The sequence below is a fragment of the Pseudonocardia sp. T1-2H genome (assembly GCF_038039215.1).
Classification (GTDB): domain Bacteria; phylum Actinomycetota; class Actinomycetes; order Mycobacteriales; family Pseudonocardiaceae; genus Pseudonocardia.
Genome location: NZ_JBBPCL010000001.1, coordinates 3,362,858 through 3,377,037, shown reverse-complemented (window position 1 = coordinate 3,377,037; position 14,180 = coordinate 3,362,858). Strand labels below are relative to the sequence as shown.

The window sequence follows — 14,180 nt, the reverse complement described above, 5'->3', positions numbered from 1 at the left end:
CGGTGATGTCACGGCACCACCGACCCGAACTCGTGAGCTCGAGAGCCGTCGGCACCGGCAGTCATCCAGCGGTGCACCGCGACGTGCGCCCGCGCAGGCATGGCCGGCCCGGCGTGTCGGGGTCGCCCCGGAATCGCCGGGCAGTACGGAACCGCTCGGACTCCGGCTCCCTCACCCGGGGTCCGAGCGGTCCCGTCAGCTGCCTCGGTTCTCCCCCAACTCCTCGACGATCGGGCTGGGCGGCGGCACGTCCTTCGCCCGCTCGCTGAGCCCGGGATGGGTGTGCAGCCTGCGGCGCTCCGCCTTCAGAGCGGCCTCCAGCTCCGGGTCCTCGTCTCGGATCTCGACCGAGGCCTCCACATCGTGGAAGTTGCGGTAGTCCACCGGTGGGATCGATCGCAGCGCTTTCAGCGTCATCTCATCCGCGCCGTTGCGCACCGCGGTCTCGAGGAGCTGCTCCTTCGTCGCCGGGTAGTCGGCGTCGATCAACGCCTTTTTGAACCGCTCACGGGTGGTGTAGGCCGCCATGTCCTCATGCTGGCCTCACCGGCGCCGCGGGGGCGTGGGCCTGAGCGCGTCAGCCGCGCGGGGTGGCCTCGCACTGGCAGGCCGATTGAGGACATCGCCGAGCGCATCGTGGTCCGGTGGCGACACGTTCATGAGACCGGCTCCTCGCCCCCTGGAGCAGCGGCGCACCCGAACCCCGCTCGGTGCGCATCATCCGGCCTCCCATGGGCACCTCCCTGCGTAAGGGACAGCGAGCCGAGGAGCGGCCATGGACTACCAGGACTTCCTGAAGACGGTGCAGCAGGTGGCGGGCAACCCGGGAGGGCATCAGATCGAGCACGTCGCCTGCTTCACGCTCCAGACGCTGGCTCGGCGGATCTCGAAGGGAGAGGCCGAGGATCTCGCACCGCGCCTGCCCGAGAAGCTGCGCTCGTGCATCGAGTACGCGGGACCGCACGAGAAGTTCGACCTCGATGAGTTCCTGCAGCGACTGCAGCAGCACCTGGGGGTTGATCGGCGCGTCGCCGAGAAGGTGGCGAAGGGGACCTTCGCGGCGCTGTGGCGGGCCGGTACCAAGGAGTTCACCGATATGCGCGCCGAGCTTCCCGGAGGACTTCCAGCCCCTGCTCGACGAGGCGATCGGCGTGACGTCGTAAGCGGTGCCCGAGGCGCTGGCCCCATCGCCTCACCGGCGGCGAGGTGGAGGACCCGATCCCGCTCGCGCCCGCGAACTGCGTCCCGCACTCCGCCGCGGCCTCGCGCACCAGGGGCAAGGCCTCGCGCATGCGCGCTGGCCGCCCCCAACCGGCGCCGGATTCGATACTTGTCCCCAGATCCACCGCGTCGCAGCATCCGCTGCGTTCGCCAGGTAGAGAAGCTCTCGGCCCTGGCCCGAGGAGGGAAGGTCGCGAGAACGTCCCGCCGGCCGGGCACAACGGCAGCTGAGCACAACGCTGCCGGGACTATTGACGTGGCGCCGGTGACGAGCAGGCCGAGGACGAGCACGAGGATCACCGCTGCCAGCAGCAGGACTGCGGCCCGATGGTGCGGCCAGGTCGCCTTGGCCGCGGGGACCCAGGCCGGCTGTTCGTGTGGCCGGGCGGACCGGCGCCGGTGGCGAGCGTTCATCGGGACGGGTCGCGTCGGCCCTCGGGTGCCAGTAGTGCGGCAAGGGCGGCGTGCCACTCGGTGTGTCGGCAGATGTCGGCGGTTTGAGTGCCGGTGAGGGCACCGCAGATGCTGCCCACGTAGCAGGGCGGGTTCCGCCGCTCGTACGCGGGCGTTGCCCGCAGGAGGTCATGAGTGGCGGTGGTGTCGGTCGTGGCGGGCATTCTCCAGAGCGCGGAAAGGACAGAGGAGCGGGATATGCGCCGCCGGCGCGGACCGGGATGGTGTCGAAACTCAGCGGTTGTGTATCGAGGGCACCGTCGGTGCATCAGCAGTCCTTGGGCACGGGGTCGCAAAGCAGTTCATCGAGCGCGTGACGATCGCGGCCTTGATAGACGTCGGGGAGAGCACGAGCAGGCCACCGCCTTGTTCACAGAGTTCCGAGTACTACCCGAGGCGCAAAGCGGAGACGACTTGGCAGGCGACCCGTTCTGAGTGACGAGGGGGCACCCACCACTCAGACCGGGCCACCTTCACGCCACGAGCGCCAAGGAGGGAATCGGCGCATCGTGACATGAGCCCCGAACATGCTCGAGTCGGCGTTCGGGCAATGTGACGGTACCGAGTTGCCTAGATGATGTCACTGACTGCGGCCAATCGTGCGAGGCGCTGATAATCCGATCGCCACCGCTCTCACCGGCAGATCATGCTGGAGGCATCACGGATCGCGGCGGCTCGGGTTGTGACGCCGATCTTGCGGTAGATCGATCGCAGGTGCGCCTCGACGGTGCGTCGGCTGAGGTGGCCCTTGCCCGGCTCGCTCACCACGCAGCTGACCCTTCGGAGCTTCAACCAGGGACACAGCTTCCGCGGCGCGTGGAGATCAGCGTGGTCCAGAAGCGGTCCCGAATGATCTTCGCGGGTGATCTTGTCCTGATCGGCATCGACCGCTGGCCGGGGATCACGGTTGCGGTGTGGCCGCTGGTAGAAAGGCCGAAGGCCGGTACCCCGTCGAACGGTACCGGCCTCCGGCCTTGCGTCGGGACGACAGGATTTGAACCTGCGACCCCTTGACCCCCAGTCAAGTGCGCTACCAAGCTGCGCCACGTCCCGAGCCGCCCCCTGTGGGGCTCGACCAGCTTAGCGCACCGCTGATCGGGCTCCACATCGGCCCGTTCGTGCCGCCCCCCAACTTGTCGGCGAGCGCACTGCCGGCGGCGATCACGGCGTGGCACCGCCGTGAAGGCCGTACCCAGTGTCGCGGGGGAGATCGTCTGCGACCACCGCCCTCGGTCGCCCGACGCGGGGCGACTTTGGTAGGTACCCGCGGGTAACCCGCGTCACACCGAGGGCCAGGGACGCTGGGCCGGGCGCAGCTGCTCGTAGGCCAGGGCGGCGGCCAGCACGCCGGCGTCGTCGAAGCGCCTGCCGACGATCTGCAGGCCGATCGGGAGGCCACCCGCGGTGTAGCCGCAGTTCACCGAGACGGCGGGCTGCCCGGACATGTTGAACGGCAGGCTGGTGGCGATGTGCTCGAAGGGGCGCTGCGGGTCGTCGAAGACGGACGCGTACTCCACCGCGAACGGCGGGATGGGGGCCGTAGGCAGGAGCAGGTGGTCCAGGTCCGCCAGGGCGCGGTTCGCGGCGACCGCCATCGCGTCGATCTGGCTGAAGCCGTGGAAGACCTCGGACCCGGTCATCGTCTCGCCGCTCGCGGCCCAGTCGGTGATCGCGGGCAGGACGGCGCGGCGGCGCTCCTCGGGGAGCTTCGCCAGGTCGGCGAAGGCACGAGCGCGCCAGAAGCGGTCGATCCCGTCGAGCATCTCGCGGGTCGTGAACGGCTCCGCCGGGATGACCACGGCGCCCGCGGCCTCGAACGCGCGGGCGGCGGCCTCGACGGCGGCGCGGATCTCGGGGTCGGTGTCCAACCCCGTCCCCACGGACGGGAGCAGCCCGATCCGCAGGCCGCGGACGTCGCCGGGGGAGTCCGGCCAGTCGATCCGGGCGGCGGGCAGCGCGGTGTGGTCGCGCGGGTCGGGCACCCCGATCACGGACATCAGCAGCGACGCGTCCGCTGCCGTCCGGCACATCGGGCCGATCACTCGGCCGACGTAGGGCGGATCCACGGGCACCCGGCCGAACGTCGGCTTCAGCCCGACGATCCCGTTCCATCCCGCCGGCTGCCGGACCGAGCCGCCGATGTCCGTGCCGAGGTGCAGCGGTCCGTACCCCGCAGCGGCCGCGGCGGCGGCCCCGGAGCTGGAGCCGCCGGGCGTCCGCGAGAGGTCCCAGGGGTTGCGCGTGAGCGGGTGGAAGGACGACTGGCTGGAGCCGAGCATCCCATAGTCCGGCATGGTCGTCTTCGTCACGATCACCGCGCCCGCCTCGCGCAGCCGGGCGGCGGCCGGGGCGTCCGCCGCGGCCGGCTGCAGGACGGTGGCGGCGGTCCCGAGCGGGGAGGGCGTGCCGCGGGTGGCGATGTTCTCCTTGATCGTCACGGGCACACCGTCGAGGGCGCCGATCGGTGCCCCGTCCGCCCAGCGCTTCTCGGACTCCCGTGCGGCGGTCCGGGCACCCTCGGGGTCGGGGGCGTAGGTCGCGTGCAGCCTCGGCTCGTCGGCGGCCATCCGCTCGAGGACGGAGTCGAGCACCTCGGTGGGGGACAGCGTGCGGGTGCGGTAGCCGTCGAGCAGCTCGCGGGCGGTGAGATCGGCGGGTACGGGCACGGGTTCCTCCTGCTCAGCGGGCCGCGACGGGTTCGGGCTCGGCGAGCTTCGACACGGCCAGACGTTCCGGCGGAGCGTCCCCGGGCCGCGCCAGCGAGACCACGACCGTGATCGCCAGGTTCGCCACCAGCGCGAGCGCCCCGGCGTTGATCCCGTTCCACGGGTCGTTCCCCGTGACCATCAGTACCACCACGAGGAGGATCCCGACCGTCATGCCGGCGACCCCGCCCGCCGGTGACATCCGCCGCCACACCAGTGCGATCACCACGAGGGGGAGCAGCTGCGCGAGACCCTCGTAGGAGATCACCGACAAGCGGACCAGCGCGTTCGGGAAGAGGTAGGTCATGCCGAGCGCCAGACCGCCCGCGACGAGCGTGACGACCTGGGAGAGCTGCCGCGGCCGGCTCGCGGTGCGGTGGTGCAGGCTGAACACCGAACGGCCCCACATGGTGCCGATGACCAGCATGAACACCGCCATCGGCACGAGCGCGGACAGCGCGCCCGCGGCCCCGACGATCCCCAGCAGCCATGCGGGCATCGTCGAGCGGATCATCTCGAACATCGCGAGGTTGGAGTCCTTCAGGCCCGGCACGACGAACGTCGCGGCCAGGCCCAGGAGCACCGGCACGAACAGCAGCACCTGGTAGAGGGGCAGGATGACGGCGTTGCGGCGCAGCGTCTGGGCCGACCGGGCGCCGAGGAAGCCGGCGACCGTCGTCGGCAGGACGCTGTAGACGGCCCCGTTGAGCAGCGCCGTCGAGACGAACCAGGCGAGGCCGTAGGTCGCGGAGTTCGGGCCGGGCAGCGTGAGCCAGGCCGAACGCTCCGCGCCGAGGCGCGCGAACAGCTCGCCGTAGCCGCCGAAGAATCGTAGCGGCACGTAGACGAAGACGACGGCGAGCGTGACCACCACGGTCAGGTCCTTGAGCACGGACACCCACGCGCTCCCGCGCAGCCCGCCGGCCAGGATGAAGACCTCCGACACGACGAACGCGACGAGGTAGGCGACGCCGAGCCCGATCGCCCCGTAGCTCACGCTCGCGACGACCGTGCCCATGCCGGTGATCTGCAGCTGGATGTAGGGGAGCAGGAAGACGGTGGCGGCGACGGTGAGCAGCGCGCCCAGCCAGGGCGCGCCGAACCGGTGGGAGACGATGTCGGTGATGTTGTGCAGCCCGTGGCGGTGCGCGTAGTTCCACAGCAGCGGCCCCACGACGTAGCTCGCCGCCATCCCGATGGTCAGGTAGGCGACGACGTAGAGCGCCGAGAGCCCGTGCGTGTACGACCAGCCCGCCGCGCCGAGGTAGCTGAAGGTCGTGTAGGTCTCGCCGGCCATCAGCACCAGGGTCATGACGAGCCCGAGGCTCCGGCCGCCGATCGACCACTCGGCGAGGTCCTTCCTGTCCCGCCCGCGGCCGGCGCGGACGCCGAGCACGCAGGCGGCGACCATGAACAGCGCCAGGATCCCGACGGAGACGACGGCGTTCACCGCGCGTCCCGCTCCCGCTGCCTGCCCTGCTCCCGCTTTCGAGCGGCCGCCCAGACCGGGTCGCCCTTCGCCGCCAGCCGGACGAACACCGGCGACAGCAGCGTCGCGAGGAGCAGCCAGAACATCAAGAACGGCATCCCGAGCACGACCGGGTCGACGCGGTTCGCCAACGGGAGCAACCCGCAGAACATCACGGGTGGGCCGAGCAACCACCAGAGGGATCGTCTCGACGCAGTTCGTTCACGGGGGGCTGCCATGCGTGCCAGGTTGCGCCTCCGCCGCCCGTGCACGGAAATCGTGCCCGCATCGACAGCCGCTCACGCACAGGCCGACGTGCCGGCGCACAGGTCGGAACCTGGGCGCGGACCCGCGAAGGTGTGCGTGAGCGGTGTCGGTGGGCCTCAGGAGGTGTGGTGAACCTCCTGGAGGCCGTAGACCGGGGTGTCGATGCCCTCGGCGCGGGCCTTGAGCTGCAGGGCGAGGTAGAGCGAGTAGTGGCGGGACTGGTGCAGGTTCCCGCCGTGGAACCACAGGCCCTCCTGCTGGGTGGGCTTCCACATGTTGCGCTGCTCGCCCTCCCACGGGCCCGGGTCCTTGGTGGTGTCCGAGCCGAGACCCCAGACCTTCCCGACCTTGTCCGCCACCTCCTGGCTGATCAGGTCCGCCGCCCAGCCGTTCATCGAGCCGTAGCCGGTGGCGTAGACGACGAGGTCCGCCTCCAGCTCCGTGCCGTCGGTGAGCCTGACCGTGCGCGGGGTCAGCTCGGCGACCTGGCCCTGCACCAGCCGGACGTCCCCGTTCGCGACGAGGTCCGCGGCACCGACGTCGATGTAGTAGCCCGAGCCTCGGCGCAGGTACTTCATGAATAGGCCGGAGTCATCGTCGCCCCAGTCGTGCCGGAAGCCGGCGGCCTCGAGCCGGTCGTAGAACTCCTGGTCCCGTTCCTTGATCGCCGCGTAGACCGGCTGCTGGAACGTGTGCATGATCCGGTACGGCAGCGACGCGAAGATCAGGTCCGCCTTCTGCGTCGTCACCCCCGACGCGACGGCCCGTTCGGAGTAGAGGTCCCCGAGCCCGAGGTCCATCAGCGAGTCCGACTTCACGATGTGCGTCGACGAGCGCTGCACCATCGTGACGTCCGCGCCCACCTCCCACAGTGCCCCGCAGATGTCGAACGCCGAGTTGTTCGACCCGACGACCACGACCTTCCTGCCCTTGTAGGCGTCCGGGCCGGGGTGCGCGGAGCTGTGGTGCTGCTCGCCCTCGAAGACGTCCTGACCGGGCAGCTCGGGCACGTTCGGCTTGCCGGACATGCCGGTGGCCAGCACGAGCTGCTTCGGGGTGAGGACGACCTCCTCGCCGTCGCGGTCCAGGACGACGGTCCATTCCTGGGTGGTCTCGTCGTACGTCGCGGACGTGCAGGTGGTGGAGGGCCAGTAGTTGACCTCCATGACCTTCGTGTAGAACTCGAGCCAGTCCGCGATCTTGTCCTTGGGCGCGAAGACCGGCCAGTTGCGCGGGAAGTCCAGGTACGGCAGGTGGTCGTACCAGACCGGGTCGTGCAGGCACAGCGACTTGTAGCGGCCGCGCCACTGGTCCCCGGGCCGGGCGTACCGGTCGACGACGACGTGCGGCACCCCGAGCTGCTTGAGCCGGGCGCCGAGCGCGATGCCGCCCTGTCCGCCGCCGATCACGACGACGTACGGCTGGCGGGTCCGGCCCATCTCGGTCAGCTCGGCCTCGCGCGCCTCGCTCCACGTCACCCGGCCGCGGTGGACGCCGTGCTCGGCGCCCATCGGGCGGTTGTTGCCCTGCGGCTCCTCGTGCCCCTTGAGCTCGTGGAGCGTGGTGAGGAGGGTCCAGGCGCCCTCGTCGTTGAGCCGCAGGTGCCCGCGGCCCCGCCCGACCGCCGTCTCGAACCCGATCCAGGCGTCGACGACACCGTCCGTCTCGGTGGGCTCCTCGGTGGTGTGGAAGCCCCGCGCGTCCGTCGTGTCCATGGTGGCGCGCAGCAGGTCCGCCACGCCCTCCTGGTTCTCCACGGTCTTGAGGTTCCAGGTGAACGCCACGAGATCGCGCCAGAACGAAGTGGTCGCGAACAGTCCGGCCGCGCGCTCGGCGTCCCGGTCGGCCAGCGCCGCCTCGAAGTCCGCGAGCCACGTGTCGACCCGCTCGCGGGCCGGCGTCGGCCGCTCCTGCCCCGGCGCCGGTTCGAGGGTCTGGGTCATGTGAGGACCTCCCTGTCCGTGATCCCTGCCGTGCTCGGCAGCACAGGGACACCGTCGTCGGTGACGGCGTCCTGGGACAAGACAACGGGGTTCCGGCGCGATCGGGAAGGGTTGCACCACGGTTGCACCCCCGGAAGGTCGTCGGACCGCACTCCGCCCGGTGCGGAGTGGCTACCGGTGACCGGGCGGGGATTCAGCCGCCGCGGACGAGGCCACCGAGGGCCGAGCTCGTGGTGTCCGCGACCGTCTCGACGAGGCCCGAACCGCCGCTCCCGGAGCCCTCCTCGGAGGAGGAAGTGCCCTGCCCCTCCGCCGCCGGGCTGCTCGCGCCGGCGGAGGCAGTTTGCGCCCCGCCGTCCTCCTCGGTCAGCGTCGTGAGCGGCCCCGTGACCGGCTCGACGACGTTCGTGACCGGCTCCGCGATGTCGAGCACCGGTTGGGCGACCTCGACGACCGGCACGGCCTTCTCGACGACCGGTGCGGCCGCGACGACGGGCTCGGCCGCCTCGACGACGGGTGCCGCCGCCTTCGCGACGGGCTCCACCGCCGTGACGAGCGGCGCCGTCGTCTCCACCAGCGGCGTGGCCGCCTCGACGACCGGGGCGGTCGCGGCCACCACCGGGCCGGCGACGTCCAGGGCCGGGGCGGCGACGTCCGCGACCGGCGCGACGACCGCGGCGGCGGGCGTGGCCGCGGCGACCAGAGGTTCCGCCGTCGACGCGACCGCGGTCACGACCGGGGCGGCGAAGGCGCCCACAGCCGGGACGATCGCCTCCGCCGCGGGGACCAGCAGGTCGTCGGCGACAGGCTCGGTCACGGCGCCGAGCGCCTCGCCGGCGGTCTGCGCGACCGGGCCGACGACGCCGGTCCCGACGGTGCCGAGCACCGGCCCCAGCACGGGCGTGACCTCGCCGGGGAGCTGCACGATCGGCGTGACCACGGGGTCCTCGAGGACCGGGGCGAGAACGCCCCCGCCACCGTTCCCGCCCCCGCCGCCGGGCCCCGGATCGGTCACGACGGGTGGCGTCCCGCCGGATCCGCCCGTCCCGGTCCCCGGTCCACCGTTGCCTGTGCCTCCCGGGGCCGGGACGGCCGGCACCGGGACGACCGGGATCGTCACCACCGGAGCCGGGCCACCGGGCGCCGTCCCGCCGGGGGCGACACCGCCCGGAGCGCCGGGAACACCGGCGGCCGGCGTCAGGTCCGGCACGGAGGGCGGCGGTCCGGCCGAGCCCGCGCCGGCGACGGGTGCGGGGGTGAACCTGATCCGCTCGGCCGGCCCGGCAGCCGCGTTCGGGTCGGCCGTGACCAGCACGGACGGGAATGCGACCGTCATCCAGGACGACGGCGCCGCCTGTCCCGCGTCGAGCGTCCCTCCTGCGCCGAGCGACCCCCGGCTGCCATCGGGGAGGCCCTGACCGGGGAAGCTGCCGCCGAGAGCCTGCTCGGCATCGGAGGGCCCGCCGGAGGGATCCGTGAGGATCGCGACGCCGAGCACCGACCCCGCGATCAGCAGCGCCCCGCCCGCGGCGACACTGCGCCGGACGCCCCCCAGCGGCGCGCCCCCGGCGGCCTCCTGCGCCGCCTCGATCTCCGCCCGGTGCGCGGCCCGCGGCCGGAGGGGCCGGTCCACGGCGTGCCGGACGCGACCCTCGCGGCGCAGCAGGGATCCGACCGACACCATCTGCCGGTCCTCCGCGGAGGGTTCGCCCTCGACCGGACCGGCGGAGCTGTGCCGGCCCGGCCGGGGGTCCCCGGCGCCGCGTCGGGTCGGGATGCCGCCCGGGGCCGGGTTGCTGCGCTGGGAGGGGATGCTGCGGGCGAGCGGTCCGGCGACGGTCACGGCGTCGACGGAGCCCGCTCGGGCACGGCGATCGATCGGTTCCACGGTGGAACGCCTCCGGTGTGCGAAGTGGAGCCACAAGACCTACTCCGGTCACCGGACGTTCACCAAGAGTCATTCATCCGTTCACCGGTCGTCACCCTAACAGCGCAACGACCACTGGTCGGACCTGACAGACCACTCGGCGTGCGCCCGCTGGTAGCGAGCCGGTCACTCGATTGGTGGCATGTTCGCCGGGCGGTCACCCGGGTGCGGTTCGCCTCCGCCGGGTAGCGGAACGCCGTTACTGCGCTCGGCGGGCCCGTGCTCGGCGTTTGCCTTCGTGCATCGCCTGCACCCGCGGGACCGGGATGGTGTGCCCCTCCTCGACCAGATCCGCGGGCAGCGACTGCGGCGCCGGCAGCGCGTCCCGCCACGGGTCGGCGTCCCCGAGCAGGCCGACCGCCGTGTGGATCGTGAAGTCCGCGGGTGACACCCGGTCCAGCTCGTCCCAGGAAACCGGGAAGGACACCGGGACGCCCGGGCGGACCCGCGGGCTGTAGACGGCGGCCATGGTCGCGCCGCCCACCCGGGTCGGGTCCAGGAAGACCTTCCCCTCCCGGTCGTCGCGGAGGAATGCGGTGGTGGCGACGTCCGGGCCGAGGCGTTCGGCGCGCGCGGCGAGGGCGCGGGTCGCGGCGGCCCCGTCCTCGATCGCGGTCCCGTCCGCCAGCGGGACGACGACGTGGAGGCCCTTCGCGCCGCTGGTCTTCACCGCGCCGGCGAGCCCGGCGTCGGCGAGCGCCTGCCGGACGAGCGCGGCGGCGCGCACCACGTGCCCGAACGCGGCGCCCTCCGGCGGGTCGAGGTCCAGGACCAGCTGGGTCGCCCGCGGCGGGCCGAGGGGGACGAGCGCCGGGTGGTACTCGACCGCCCGCTGGTTGGCGAACCACAGCAGCGTCGGCAGGTCGTCGCACAGTGCGTAGCGGACCTCCCGCTTCGACGACTCGGCCCAGACCGTCGTCGTGCGGATCCAGTCCGGCGCGGACGCCGGCAGGTTCTTCTGCATGAACGGCTGCTGCCCGGGCCGGACCCGGATCACCGACAGCGGGCGGTCCCGCAGGCCCGGCAGGATCCGGTCCGCGACCGCCTCCAGGTAGTCGACGAGGTCCCGCTTGGTGGCGTCCGCGCCGTCGAAGAGCGGGGAGTCCAGGCTGCTCAGGGGCACCCCGGCGCGGGACTCCGTCGAGGGGCTCATAGCGACGTCCTACCACTGATCACGTCCGGTGGGCCACACGTGCGAAGGCCCCGCGTGTTCTCGGGCGCGGGGGACGGACGCCGAGCCGGCGGGGGAGGACGGCTCGTCGCCACCTGCCGGAGCAGGCCGGTGCCGTAACGTCCGCGCCCGAACGCGTCCGCGTGATCGCTCCCGAGGAGGACACCACCCGTGGCCACCACCCCCGCCTGGTTCCGTGCTGCGCTGGACACCGAGGCGGACGTCGGCGAGGTGTCGGTCTCCGGCGCCCCCGTGCGCTTCCGCGCGTGGGGCCCGTCCGGTGACGGTCTCGTGCTGATCCACGGCGGCGCCGCGCATTCGCGCTGGTGGGACCACGTGGCGCCGCTGCTCGCCGAGCCGGCCGGGCGCCGCGTCGTCGCGCTGGACCTCACCGGGCACGGGGACTCCGGGCGCCGGCCGGACTACACGTTCGACGTCTGGGCCGAGGAGACCCTGGCCGCTGCGGACGCGGCCGGGGCCGGGACGCGGCCGGTGGTCGTGGGGCACAGCATGGGCGGAATGGTCGCCCTCGTCGCCGCACAGCGGTTCGGCGACCGTCTCGCCGGTGCGGTCGCGATCGACACGCCGGTGCGAGACCAGCCGCCCGAGGACGTCGCGGCTCGCGAGCGGCGGGCGTTCGGACCGCTGAAGCGGTACGCCACCCGTGAGGAGGCGGTCGCGCGGTTCCGGGCGGTCCCGGCACAGGAGGTCGCGCTGCCGTACGTGACCGCGCATATCGCCGAGCACTCCGTCCGGCGGCTCGACGACGGCTGGGCCTGGAAGTTCGACCCGGTGGTCTTCAACCGGCGCCCGCTGGAGCCCGGGGACCTGGACGTCCCCGGGTGCCGGGTCGCGCTCTTCCGGGCGGAGCACGGGCTGGTCCCGGCGGACATGGGCGAGATGATCGTGGACAAGCTGGGCCGCGGGGTACCGGTGGTGGAGATCCCGACGGCCGCCCATCACGTGATGATCGACAACCCCATCGCGCTGGTCACGGGACTGCGTACCCTGTTGGGTGACTGGCAGCACTCCCACGCGGCGCGTCCGGATGCGACGGTGTCCCGGTGATGACGCACCCACCGACGCACCCGCCCGCGGAGGCGGTCGCCGATCCCACCCTGCTGGACCTGCTGACCCTCGAACCGCTCGAGCGGGACCTCTTCCGGGCCACCACAGTCTTCGAGGAGCAGTGGGCGCTCTACGGCGGACAGGTGGCGGCGCAGGCCCTTCTGGCCGCCGGCCGGACGGTCGACGAGGACCGGTCGCCGCACTCGCTGCACGGCTACTACCTGCGCGGCGGCGACGCGTCGCGGCCCACGCTCTTCCGCGTCTACCGGGACCGGGACGGCCGGTCGTTCTCCGCCCGCCGGGTGGTCGCGATCCAGAACGGCGAGGTCATCTTCAACATGTCCGCCTCGTTCCACATCGCCGAGGAGGGGCTGGACCGGCAGTTCGCCCCCCGATCGACGCCGGGGACCCGCGCGAGCAGCAGGCCTTCACGCCGCCGCGGCTGTTCTCGATGGAGGGCCGGCTGCCGAAGCAGCCGTTCCCGGGCGTCCAGTGGCCGACGCGGTTCTGGGCCCGGTGCACCCAGGAGCTCCCGCCGGACCCGCTGACCCAGGCCTGCGTGCTGACCTACGTCTCGGACATCCTCACCGGGCTGGCCCCGCTGCACGACGGCACGTGGCGCACGGGATCGAGCCTGGACCACGCCGTCTGGTTCCACCGGCCGATCAGGCTCGACGACTGGGCGCTGGTGGACCTGGTGCCGCACACCGTCTCCGCGGGTCGCGGCTGGTACACCGGCACGGTGCGGGACCGGGGCGGCCAGATCGGCGCGAGCCTCACCCAGGAGACGTTGTTCCGCAAGGAGCGCTGACACGACGAACGGCGGCGGTCCTGTGGGACCGCCGCCGTTCGTCGATTCCTGCCGCGGGTCGCGCCACCCTTCCCCAGGAGCGCGGCCGTTGCGTGGCTACTCGGCCCGGTGGACCGGCCGGGCCTCGGGGGGCAGGACGCCCCAGTCGATGAGCTGGTCGGTCAGCTCACCGGGTGTCATGTCGTAGATGATCGCGAGCGACCGCAGGTCCTCGGCCCTGATGGACAGGACCTTGCCGTTGTAGTCGCCGCGCTGGCTCTGGATGGCGGCCGCGTAGCGGGCCAGCGGGCCCACCTTGTCGGCGGGAAGCTGTTGCAGCCGCTCCAGGTTGATCACGATCTTGGTGGCCGGCTCGGAGCCGGAGGGCACGCGGCCCTCGGGCAGGAGCTCGGCGACCGGCACGCCGTAGAAGTCGGCCAGCTCGGCCAGCTTCTGCACGGTGACTGCCCGGTCGCCGCGCTCGTAGGAGCCGACGACGACCGCCTTCCAGCGGCCCCCCGACTTCTGCTCGACGCCGTGCAGCGACAGCCCCTGCTGCTGCCGGATGGCCCGGAGCTTGCTCCCGAGCGCCTTGGCGTAGTCGCCCATCTGGCGATCTCCTCATTCTTGTCGTCCGGTCGCGGGCCGACCGGACCGTGTCGTGCGAATCGCGGACACCGGCCGCGGGTGCGGCGGACCGGTCCGTGCGAGAGGTGTCGACAAAGGCGGTGCCCCCCGCTGCCGCGGCCACCCTCGTCACCGCCTTTCAATACGGAGAGTAATCCTCCGCCGCAGCAGCGCCGCAGGTCAAGCCGGGCCACCCCGTACGGGGGTCAACACGCCGTACTCCACTCAGAAGGATGAGCCCTTGTCCCTCGACGGCGGTACGGATCACGCGCTACGCCGAGAACCGCGACTATCTGCGGCAACGCTGTGGCGAACGGGGTACGCGTGGGTGTGACGCAGCCTCGGGACGTCGTCCCGACGCCGCACCGTAGGCGTGATCATCGCCTCGACGCCCCGCCGGGCCGCCGCAGACCGACGCACGGACGTTGCCCGATCGTGACGGGCCCGTGATCACACACCGGGGCCGGGCCCGATCGGGCGCCTTGCTAGAGTCGCGGGAGGAAACACGGCAGACACATCCTTTAAGGCCCGTCCTGTGAG

General features: G+C 72.4%; 13 protein-coding genes and 1 tRNA gene. 4 read left to right on the top strand and 10 right to left on the bottom strand.

Annotated elements, in window-relative coordinates; translation table 11 throughout:
- Window positions 1–195 precede the first annotated feature (195 nt).
- Window positions 196–528: a DUF2795 domain-containing protein gene (locus WBK50_RS16675; RefSeq protein WP_341336495.1), complete on the bottom strand. Its 333-nt coding sequence runs from the start codon at window positions 526–528 to the stop codon at window positions 196–198.
- Window positions 529–775: 247 nt separating this feature from the next.
- On the opposite strand from WBK50_RS16675, the gene WBK50_RS35170 reads away from it, so the two are divergent.
- Window positions 776–1,732 (top strand): DUF2267 domain-containing protein, encoded by a 957-nt coding sequence (locus WBK50_RS35170; protein ID WP_445942267.1) that lies wholly within the window; start codon window positions 776–778, stop codon window positions 1,730–1,732.
- Between the two features lie 575 nt (window positions 1,733–2,307).
- Here the strand turns inward: WBK50_RS35170 and WBK50_RS16670 are convergent.
- The 8 genes from WBK50_RS16670 to WBK50_RS16635 form a co-directional block, all read right to left on the bottom strand.
- Window positions 2,308–2,442, bottom strand: coding sequence for a LuxR C-terminal-related transcriptional regulator (locus tag WBK50_RS16670; RefSeq protein ID WP_341336494.1), 135 nt, complete (start codon window positions 2,440–2,442; stop codon window positions 2,308–2,310).
- Between the two features lie 211 nt (window positions 2,443–2,653).
- Window positions 2,654–2,727: transfer RNA gene (locus WBK50_RS16665), tRNA-Pro, on the bottom strand.
- A gap of 227 nt (window positions 2,728–2,954) precedes the next feature.
- Window positions 2,955–4,340, bottom strand: coding sequence for an amidase (locus WBK50_RS16660; protein WP_341336493.1), 1,386 nt, complete (start codon window positions 4,338–4,340; stop codon window positions 2,955–2,957).
- 13 nt (window positions 4,341–4,353) lie between these two features.
- Window positions 4,354–5,829, bottom strand: a complete 1,476-nt coding sequence (locus tag WBK50_RS16655; RefSeq protein ID WP_341336492.1) for a sodium:solute symporter family protein — start codon at window positions 5,827–5,829, stop codon at window positions 4,354–4,356.
- Window positions 5,826–6,086, bottom strand: coding sequence for a DUF3311 domain-containing protein (locus WBK50_RS16650; protein WP_341336491.1), 261 nt, complete (start codon window positions 6,084–6,086; stop codon window positions 5,826–5,828). Before WBK50_RS16650 ends, WBK50_RS16655 begins: the two co-directional genes overlap by 4 nt.
- A 144-nt stretch (window positions 6,087–6,230) precedes the next feature.
- Complete coding sequence (locus WBK50_RS16645) at window positions 6,231–8,057, bottom strand: flavin-containing monooxygenase (protein ID WP_341336490.1); 1,827 nt, start codon at window positions 8,055–8,057, stop codon at window positions 6,231–6,233.
- Between the two features lie 193 nt (window positions 8,058–8,250).
- On the bottom strand, window positions 8,251–9,900 hold the full coding sequence (locus WBK50_RS16640) for a hypothetical protein (RefSeq protein ID WP_341336489.1): 1,650 nt from the start codon (window positions 9,898–9,900) through the stop codon (window positions 8,251–8,253).
- A gap of 283 nt (window positions 9,901–10,183) precedes the next feature.
- Window positions 10,184–11,137 (bottom strand): DNA polymerase domain-containing protein, encoded by a 954-nt coding sequence (locus tag WBK50_RS16635; RefSeq protein ID WP_341336488.1) that lies wholly within the window; start codon window positions 11,135–11,137, stop codon window positions 10,184–10,186.
- A gap of 189 nt (window positions 11,138–11,326) precedes the next feature.
- On the opposite strand from WBK50_RS16635, the gene WBK50_RS16630 reads away from it, so the two are divergent.
- The 3 genes from WBK50_RS16630 to WBK50_RS16620 are packed head-to-tail and all read left to right on the top strand — an operon-like array spanning window position 11,327 to window position 13,034.
- Window positions 11,327–12,223: an alpha/beta fold hydrolase gene (locus WBK50_RS16630; protein WP_341336487.1), complete on the top strand. Its 897-nt coding sequence runs from the start codon at window positions 11,327–11,329 to the stop codon at window positions 12,221–12,223.
- Window positions 12,223–12,771 (top strand): acyl-CoA thioesterase, encoded by a 549-nt coding sequence (locus tag WBK50_RS16625; RefSeq protein ID WP_341336486.1) that lies wholly within the window; start codon window positions 12,223–12,225, stop codon window positions 12,769–12,771. The genes WBK50_RS16630 and WBK50_RS16625 overlap by 1 nt, the downstream gene beginning before the upstream one ends.
- Window positions 12,675–13,034, top strand: a complete 360-nt coding sequence (locus WBK50_RS16620; protein WP_341336485.1) for an acyl-CoA thioesterase — start codon at window positions 12,675–12,677, stop codon at window positions 13,032–13,034. Before WBK50_RS16625 ends, WBK50_RS16620 begins: the two co-directional genes overlap by 97 nt.
- Before the next feature lie 96 nt (window positions 13,035–13,130).
- Here the strand turns inward: WBK50_RS16620 and bldD are convergent, their stop codons facing one another.
- Window positions 13,131–13,622 carry a transcriptional regulator BldD gene (bldD, locus tag WBK50_RS16615; protein WP_297503019.1) on the bottom strand — a complete coding sequence of 164 codons (492 nt, stop codon included), beginning with the start codon at window positions 13,620–13,622 and terminating at the stop codon, window positions 13,131–13,133.
- Between the last annotated feature and the right edge of the window lie 558 nt (window positions 13,623–14,180).